Source organism: [Flexibacter] sp. ATCC 35208 (genome assembly GCF_001975825.1).
Classification (GTDB): Bacteria; Bacteroidota; Bacteroidia; order Chitinophagales; family Chitinophagaceae; genus Chitinophaga.
In genome coordinates, this window is the sequence record NZ_MTKN01000127.1 from 1 (window position 1) to 7,561 (window position 7,561).

Here is a 7,561-nt window from a genome sequence, read left to right on the forward strand (position 1 = left end):
ATTTGTTTAGGGTACTTATTTGATGACACTTTATTTTCTGCTCTTACTTTTTCTTCAATAGGAAAAGATAAGATCGCACACATCGTCATCATAAATGCTTTCGCCAGGAAATCCTGTCTTACTGCTCTCGCAGTTTTGCCAGAGAATACTTCCATTCCTACTCTGCATTTGAATAACTTATAAGCTTCTTCAATATTCCAGCGATAATGATACAATTCAATAAAACAATCGTAGGGATACTTTCTTCTGTTGCATAAAGATGTACATAGCACTTCCTGCTCTCCTGTTTCCAACTCTATTACAATCAATCTACACTTAATATCCGGTGATCCCTGCCGGTATTGCTTTTGCAAATGATGGTCTTTAGCTGGCAATGTAAACGTAACTATTTTATCCGTTTCTCCATTTTCTAACATTGTCCGACCTTCCTTCCACCAATCACCTTTAAGTCGTATACAATAATCGATCTGCTTATGTTGAAGAGTATACATCAGTGACATGCCAGGATATCCACGATCCAATAATAGTAAATCTTTGCGCAGGAACTTTACATTTGATAAATGTTGTCTTAATAGTATTTGTTCTGATACAGCATATTTGTCTATAATTGCATCCAATGTAACCAGATTTAGCACATCATACATCAACGAAGTAGTAGCTATGCAGCGTTCGGCATCTGCATGCCTACCCATATTATGTACGCCAAATTCTTCCCTGGTTGTTTTGTGATTCGGCAGTACACATGTACTTCCGTCCGCCGCTAACAAACGATGCCCTTTCCAGCTAAGATAAGGCGCATCCTCATAGAACGTTTTGCCCGCCTCTGTGTTGAGATCTTTAAATGCTTCAGGGATTAATTTTGCTCGTGATTGACTCAAGGCTCCCTTCGTCACTTGTTGTATACTATACTCCTGATCCAGAATCTTTCCAAAAAAATCGTTAAGCTCTCGCTGAATTGATCGCATCATACCTCGGCTTATAAGTACTATGAGTTCTTTGAATGGGAGTTTACGGTTCCGGGTAAATCCTTTTTCACCGTCTTTGTTACGGTTCTTGTATTGAGCATCATCAATCAGTTTTACTATATGTTTAACAACTTTGGTCCTATAATCCTTGTTCGTTTTTTCAGTAAAACAAATTTACTGAATCTTATATCCTTTTTCACTAATTTTCATTGAGAGTTGCTTAACTAAACGACATTGTATTACACGGTTTAAATCATCGTCAACGTTATATCCATCTATAAAAACATTTTTGGTTATTTCATCTAATCTCATTATTGATAAATGAGGGTTCGTATGTGATGTAGATGACCCAAATTTGAACAGACCCAACTTCGTGTTATTCCAAGTAAATACTTCTATCTTAATGGTATAAATGTTTGTTTCAGTCTCGTATCTTTTGTTTACAACTCTAGTTTTATAAATAAGAGAGTCAATCTCTTTTACTTCCACCAGATGTTTTCCTAGCAATGAATCAATCTTTACTTGAGCATAAGTAAAATGACTGGACCAAAAACTGATTATGAAAGTTAATACTAAGAAAAAAAATTTCTCATGGGTTCTGTTTTGATGTCTGTTCAGATTGTGCGTTTCGGATTTTATTTATTTCATTTATGTATTTTACCTGCTTTTCATATGGAGCTTTCTCCACGTTAAGAGCGTTAGGATTAACAACTGATGAGGAATTTCTGTCTGTTGCATGAACACCTTCATGCGTACCAATAGCTCCTATCTGATCTTCCATAGTTAGATTCTTAACGTCCCCGGTTTCTCCAGATCCTATAACCATATTGTCCTGACCTACCTTAGGTTCTAAGGCTTTTTCATAAATTGTTATTTCAGGCTTCTTAAAATCTCTACTTATCTCTTTTCCCGAAGCGTCTCTAACAACAGATGCTGACGTTTTTGTTTCTCCAGCTGCAGTTGCACCGTTTGGATACTTTTTAATGTTTACTTTATCTATTGTTATCGATATTGAATGTTTTGCATTTACCATACCTTTTAAAACCTCTCTTCCTGTTTATGACTGATTCATTGCATTACCAACCCTTTTAACATCTTCTGACGCATTTTTAGACCAAACAAGCGTTCCTTCTTCCTTTCTAGTATATGAAACTTTTTTCCCATCGGTCCCTACGATCCATTCTGGAGCCATACCATCGGGATCAATAAACCTAATTGGGTCATCAAATGCATAATTATAAGGTGAATATCTTCGCATCTTATCGGCTAAAGGGTCTAGAGTAAGCCATCTCCCTATCTGCGCATCATACATTCTGGTGCCATAATCATACAATTCCAAACCGCTACCATCCTTAAACTCTCCACTCTGCAATTCCTTCCCATTGTACTTCATCCTATTCTCCGGATAATTCATACCTTCAACGCATTACTACTAATCCCCGCCATTGTCAAGCCAAATGGATAATAATGAGTTTCTTCCAATAATGGCCCACCATTATGCACAACCACTAAATTATCAAAATAAACATCTTCTCCACTTTCATTACTCAGGTAAATATACAAAAATCCCGTTTTCGTAATCGCAAATCTATCTACTGACAATGTCTGCAATTCATCCGTATGACCCCTGTACCGGAAGATCATATTTTCTATAATCTGCTTCTCTATATAAAATCTTATTATTTCCAGTAACTCCTGGCTGAAAAAGGACAATCATAGTAAATAATCCTTCTGACAGTATAAAAATCTGGACGTACTAAACGCGTATCCCCATCAAATTCTTTTCCATTGATAATAAACTTGTATTTAATCCTTCCAACCCCACCCCAGTTAGTCGCATTATTATATGACTGATAAGTCAACATCTGTCCGTTTACAATAGATTTATATTAACCTCCTTTGATGAAATATTCATTCTGCTCCCCTATCATCTTTGCCATCATCGCTATGGGAAAATTAGGGTTATCACTCGTGTAGGTAGTTTTGTAGAGGATATTCCCTTCGAATGACTGGGCGAAAATAGAGAGCGGAAAAAACAGGAGGATAATGAGGAAACGCATGTAAGATAATTTTTACAAAAAAAAGATAATAGATCAATTTTCACTACTACCTAATAAAAGGGTCCGGCTGTAAAAGCACGGACCCTTTGAATATCAATATCTAATCGAAAGATTATCTCTGAAACATTGGAGGTAATTTCTCGTAATAATTTTTTTGATATTTGTCAGCTTCAATGGATACTAATCCAACCGAATATAAAAATAAATCGAATCTAAAATTAAAATCAATCTGTTTCCTTAGATATTCTTCATGCTTCAAATATAACTCTTCAGTAATAATATAACTACCAACATCGTCAAATAAAAAGCGCTGGTCCTCTGTAATATCATCTGCAAATATTTCTTCAAACTTCTTATAAGGAATATGGGAAATATTTACAAATCCCAGGACTTTGTCTTCCGTCTTCAAAAAAATTTCCAGAAGAATTTGATAATAGTGCTTACTCATGACTAAATTATTAAAAAATCGAATTACAAATTAAGGAATCGGAATAACATTTCTAATAGGAATTATCCTTGTTCCTCCCGATATGATGAAATAAACAACCAAAGCACTACCAGTTAAGCCAGTCACCTCCGACACTTTATGCACGAAAGCATTATCATATTGAACACCATCAATTCTCTTATAGCTTGGAATACGATTATCTTTCTGTTTACATTCATTCTCATTGCCTGTTTCGGTATCCCAGGCGCCCTGATGCTTTCCCTTTTTATCATACACTTCTATCTCCCCATGCTGAGAATCCCATTCTCCCAACCATCCTTTAGGCACCTTTTCGCCCAGGTCAAATGAAGGTCTTGCACCACTTTTAGGAGGCAACATTGATGAACCTGGAAATCCAGGTAAGCCATCTTTTTTATACTCTTTGGGAACCGGTTTATAAGAATCCTGTTGATATGGAGTTTTTCCCTTATTGCCTTCTCCTTCTGCTGGCTGCTGTTTATTATCTTTCTTTTTATTCTTATCCTTGTCCTGATTGTTATTATTATTTTCAGCAAAAAATGTTTTTATTTCATTAGGATCGTTTGTTGATTGCCCTCCATTAGCATCTATACTCCACATACCATTAGGGTCAACATTCCTTACCGGATTATTGAATGCGTAATTATACGGAGTATACCGTCTTCCATATTCAGATAACGGATCCATACAATCCCATCTTCCTACCTGAACATCATACATCCTTGCGCCATAATCATACCATTCAACACCCGTACCGTCAGCGAACTCATTATTCTGTTGTTTTTAGTATCAAAATTGCTGATGTGCTGGCCGTTTCAATTGATTACCTCGTAGGTAAAACTAACCTCGTCCTGGATAAGGCTACATTAAAGCAGTTGGAAGATATTAACACCCTCCCTGAAGAGGCCAGAGGATATATCCTCAACCATATTGATATGATGATTCGGGACTTCAAAAATAAAACAGCGTATAATCATAAATAAAGAATCCNNGGATTCTTTATTTATGATTAGTTATTCTGGTAATGTTCTTTATACCACTTATGCCACTCATCCCAATCCCTTTTGCTAAAACTCAATTTGCCTAACAGAGTCCCATCTGACTTCGATTCTATTTTCGTTTTTTCTTCCATAAATGCTATCTGCTGAGTGCAGCAATAATAAATCGTGTCCGTTGTATTAGCATTAACAACGGAGTCTAATATTTTAAAGTGATAATCAAAAAGGGAATCACGCCCATTCTTAGTTGAAGCACTATCTTTTTTTTGTGCAAGAGTACAACTCAAACAAATGAACACCAAAATAAATGGTAAAGTATTTTTTATCATTATTGATCGACTTTTGTGATATTGCCGTTTTTAAGATGTATTGTAACTGTTTTAACTTCTCCGCCTTTGCTATAATTGACTTGAACGCTACCGGTAACCCCTCCAGCATCGACTTTAACATTATTAACTTGAGAACCATTATCTCTCTTATAGCCTGTTATCAATTCTTCTGTTCCCAATGCTTTTTTATGCGCATCTGTATAGTTTGTTCCGTTCAGTTGCTTATCCGATTGTTATACGATTTCATGTACAAGTGTGCTGGGTGCAGACATAACAGGACCTTTTCCAAATGATGATATATCACTAACATCAATTTTCCCAGATGCATAACTACCGCCAATTACGTTTTTGTCATTCTGAACAACCTCTACATTAACCGTTCCTTTTTCTATAACTCCTGACGCCTCTTTGTAAAAGGCTTTCTGCTCTGCCGTCATTTCTCCCTTTTTCCCCGTAGCGTTTAAGGTCACGTTACCATCCTCTGCTACATTGGTTTTATAAAATCCTCCTGTCCCCGTATTCGTTATTTGGGCATATTGAGTTTTGGCCGCTTGACTTCCACTAACAATTAATGTATCTCCTAAAAAATCGGAGCTTTTGACTAGATAATGAGACCATTAAACGCATCCAGGACGTCTCTAAGATGCCCGAGATTGAACGTAATCATGTATATGCACTGTTAGATGCTTTTATCACTAAAATGAAGTAATGGGCCTATTATAAACAGAAAAGTCGCGGGAAAATACCTGCGGCTTTCTTAAAGAGAATACTAGTGTTACGTTAATTATTAATTGACGGATATAATCTTTTCAATTTTACTCTTGCCTCTTTGTTTGTGAACTGCCAATTAATTTGGCCGTTTTTATTATTCCGGTTTGTTTGCCACTGAGTAACCTCTTCTTTCACTTTCTCCATTGTAGATATATGCCTGTTCAAGCATTGTCCATTTAATACATGTAATTCTATTTCAGCCATATTCAACCAGCTTCCATGTTTTGGGTATAGACGAATTCAAATCTATCCCACAGTCTTTTTGCTTCTTTAGGTTCAAAGGTTTCGTAAAAAGCAGCAGCCGTATGTGTTTTGAAATTGTCCATCACTAAAGTTATTTTTTTCGCTCTGGGATATTTCTTATCTGCAATCTCTTTAATAAACATAGCCCAGTCCTTTCTGGTCTTGAATGCGGTTACCTCCACAAATCGTTTTCCTTTCAATGGTTCATTCGCAATAAATATATTTACCATCCCATGCCTTACGTACTCATAATCTACTCTTCTTTCCTGACCTGGCTTCATTGCAATTGGCTCACGCAGTTCATCGATTAATTGCTTCGGTGACTCGTCCATACAAACAACCGGATAATCAGCGTCATACGGCCTTTTATATACATCTAACACATTTTCCATATCCGCCACAAACTCACTACTGCAACCAGCTGGGATTACCCACCCTTTTACTTTCCAGGGCTTAAGTTCATTTTTTTTAAAACCTTTCTTACTGTTACGTGGGAGATGCTTTCTACATACTTCAATTCTACCATCTTATCGGCCAATAGCCGCAACGACCATTTTGCAAATCCCTTCGGTGGTTCACTACAGCATAAGCTAACTAACTTCGCTTCCGTATCTCCATCTACTTTGGACCCATAAATACGATTTGTAGGTCGTCTTTCTAACGCCCCTTCAAAACCCTCTTCTACAAACTTCTTTTTAACTCGGTCTATTGTGCGCATACCAACCTTTAAAACTTTGCTTATCTGCTCGTTCGTTACTTTCTCAGAATACTTCCCTTCATCACAATTCAAGAGAATATAAGCAACTCTAAAGGTTTGTGAAGTATGGGAGCCTTTATTTATTATGCTGTGTAGTTCTTCTACTTCTGTCTTTGTTAATTTGATGGTATAACGTATCATTCCTGGAAAGCTTTCCCAAATATACAAAATATATACGTCATTTAACAATTAACGTAACACTAGTATAGTTCTATTTCTTAAATGCATAGTAGAAACTCGCCATTGAAAATAAAGCAAAAAGACTTATCGCAAAAATCCCCCAAATAAAGGGATTTTCCTCAGGAAATAAAAAATGAGAACTCTCTCCTGCCAAATACTTCAATTTAATTTCTTCTCCAACCTGAAGCAAATCCCTTGTGTTTTTACTTATTGATTTACTATATGTGTTACCATTCAATTCAAAATACATAAACTCATTTTTTGTAAAATATGTGCCTGGCAATTTTTTAATTTTCACTGTTACAATACTGCCATTCATATATACATCATAATCTTTTTTTAAGGAGATACTTACTGGTATTAATAGCAGCAGAAATCCTATTGCTGGAATGAGATATTTTAATTTATTATTTTTCATTTATCTAATTGATGGTGAAGTTGTTTAAACTTTTAATTTTCTACAGAATAAGGTTATAAAGGCGAGCCAATGTAATCCCATCCAGGTGAAGGCTTTTGTTTCATAACGCACCAATAGGGCTTTGAAAGCATCCAGCCATGCATTGGCATGCTCAATTTTTGTTCTTTTTTTATATAATTCATCGTCAAAATAACGATACTGGTCTGTACTGGTCTTGCTATTACGCTTATTGGGTTTGACATTCAGCTCTATTTCTTCTTGTTCGCATACCTGACGAAACGCTTCACTATCAAAGCCCGGATCAGCATTCAAAAAAACACCTTTACAACTAATATCTGCTTGCTCCAATACTGCTATTATTTCTTCAAAGAGGC

At 36.1% G+C, this 7,561-nt stretch carries 12 protein-coding genes and 1 pseudogene; 1 reads left to right on the top strand and 12 read right to left on the bottom strand.

Annotation, left to right across the window (positions count from 1 at the left end):
• From BW716_RS34025 to BW716_RS34055, 7 genes are all read right to left on the bottom strand, one after another.
• Window positions 1-1,139, bottom strand: a 1,139-nt coding sequence (locus BW716_RS34025) for an IS4 family transposase (RefSeq protein WP_179091400.1), incomplete at its 3' end; no start/stop codon positions are given.
• Window positions 1,140-1,554: 415 nt separating this feature from the next.
• On the bottom strand, window positions 1,555-1,998 hold the full coding sequence (locus tag BW716_RS34035) for a hypothetical protein (RefSeq protein WP_083730515.1): 444 nt from the start codon (window positions 1,996-1,998) through the stop codon (window positions 1,555-1,557).
• A 24-nt stretch (window positions 1,999-2,022) separates the two neighbouring features.
• Entirely contained in the window at window positions 2,023-2,379 is a 357-nt protein-coding gene (locus BW716_RS36520; RefSeq protein WP_143709203.1) for an RHS repeat domain-containing protein, read from the bottom strand.
• Window positions 2,376-2,678 (bottom strand): hypothetical protein, encoded by a 303-nt coding sequence (locus tag BW716_RS36525; protein ID WP_143709204.1) that lies wholly within the window; start codon window positions 2,676-2,678, stop codon window positions 2,376-2,378. The genes BW716_RS36520 and BW716_RS36525 overlap by 4 nt, the downstream gene beginning before the upstream one ends.
• Before the next feature lie 176 nt (window positions 2,679-2,854).
• Window positions 2,855-3,025 carry a hypothetical protein gene (locus BW716_RS37295; RefSeq protein ID WP_179091399.1) on the bottom strand — a complete coding sequence of 57 codons (171 nt, stop codon included), beginning with the start codon at window positions 3,023-3,025 and terminating at the stop codon, window positions 2,855-2,857.
• A 112-nt stretch (window positions 3,026-3,137) separates the two neighbouring features.
• On the bottom strand, window positions 3,138-3,473 hold the full coding sequence (locus tag BW716_RS34050; RefSeq protein ID WP_083730517.1) for a hypothetical protein: 336 nt from the start codon (window positions 3,471-3,473) through the stop codon (window positions 3,138-3,140).
• A 30-nt stretch (window positions 3,474-3,503) separates the two neighbouring features.
• Entirely contained in the window at window positions 3,504-4,211 is a 708-nt protein-coding gene (locus tag BW716_RS34055; RefSeq protein ID WP_083730518.1) for a colicin E3/pyocin S6 family cytotoxin, read from the bottom strand.
• Between BW716_RS34055 and BW716_RS38305 the strand changes: the two genes are divergently transcribed.
• A complete protein-coding gene (locus tag BW716_RS38305) occupies window positions 4,127-4,474 on the top strand; it encodes a hypothetical protein (protein ID WP_179091397.1) in 348 nt (115 codons plus the stop codon). The genes BW716_RS34055 and BW716_RS38305 overlap by 85 nt on opposite strands.
• 343 nt (window positions 4,475-4,817) lie before the next feature.
• Here the strand turns inward: BW716_RS38305 and BW716_RS34065 are convergent, their stop codons facing one another.
• The 5 genes and pseudogenes from BW716_RS34065 to BW716_RS34090 all read right to left on the bottom strand — a co-directional run.
• On the bottom strand, window positions 4,818-4,997 hold the full coding sequence (locus BW716_RS34065; protein ID WP_143709206.1) for a hypothetical protein: 180 nt from the start codon (window positions 4,995-4,997) through the stop codon (window positions 4,818-4,820).
• Between the two features lie 54 nt (window positions 4,998-5,051).
• Window positions 5,052-5,255 carry a hypothetical protein gene (locus BW716_RS34070; protein ID WP_143709207.1) on the bottom strand — a complete coding sequence of 68 codons (204 nt, stop codon included), beginning with the start codon at window positions 5,253-5,255 and terminating at the stop codon, window positions 5,052-5,054.
• Window positions 5,256-5,598: 343 nt separating this feature from the next.
• Window positions 5,599-6,730, bottom strand: a pseudogene (locus BW716_RS36530) (IS630 family transposase).
• 70 nt (window positions 6,731-6,800) lie between these two features.
• A complete protein-coding gene (locus tag BW716_RS34085; RefSeq protein WP_083730523.1) occupies window positions 6,801-7,187 on the bottom strand; it encodes a hypothetical protein in 387 nt (128 codons plus the stop codon).
• Between the two features lie 24 nt (window positions 7,188-7,211).
• Window positions 7,212-7,561: transposase (locus BW716_RS34090; RefSeq protein WP_143709208.1), on the bottom strand; the 350-nt coding region annotated here is incomplete at its 5' end.

What these genes read in the sequence shown, in the direction of transcription:
- BW716_RS38305 (WP_179091397.1), top strand. Translation starts at nt 4,127, where the DNA reads ATGCGTAATTATACGGAGTATACCGTCTTCCATATTCAGATAACGGAT.
- BW716_RS37295 (WP_179091399.1), bottom strand. Translation starts at nt 3,025, where the DNA reads ATGCGTTTCCTCATTATCCTCCTGTTTTTTCCGCTCTCTATTTTCGCC.
- BW716_RS34070 (WP_143709207.1), bottom strand. Translation starts at nt 5,255, where the DNA reads ATGACGGCAGAGCAGAAAGCCTTTTACAAAGAGGCGTCAGGAGTTATA.
- BW716_RS34035 (WP_083730515.1), bottom strand. Translation starts at nt 1,998, where the DNA reads ATGGTAAATGCAAAACATTCAATATCGATAACAATAGATAAAGTAAAC.
- BW716_RS34055 (WP_083730518.1), bottom strand. Translation starts at nt 4,211, where the DNA reads ATGTATGATGTTCAGGTAGGAAGATGGGATTGTATGGATCCGTTATCT.
- BW716_RS34050 (WP_083730517.1), bottom strand. Translation starts at nt 3,473, where the DNA reads ATGAGTAAGCACTATTATCAAATTCTTCTGGAAATTTTTTTGAAGACG.
- BW716_RS34085 (WP_083730523.1), bottom strand. Translation starts at nt 7,187, where the DNA reads ATGAAAAATAATAAATTAAAATATCTCATTCCAGCAATAGGATTTCTG.
- BW716_RS36520 (WP_143709203.1), bottom strand. Translation starts at nt 2,379, where the DNA reads ATGAATTATCCGGAGAATAGGATGAAGTACAATGGGAAGGAATTGCAG.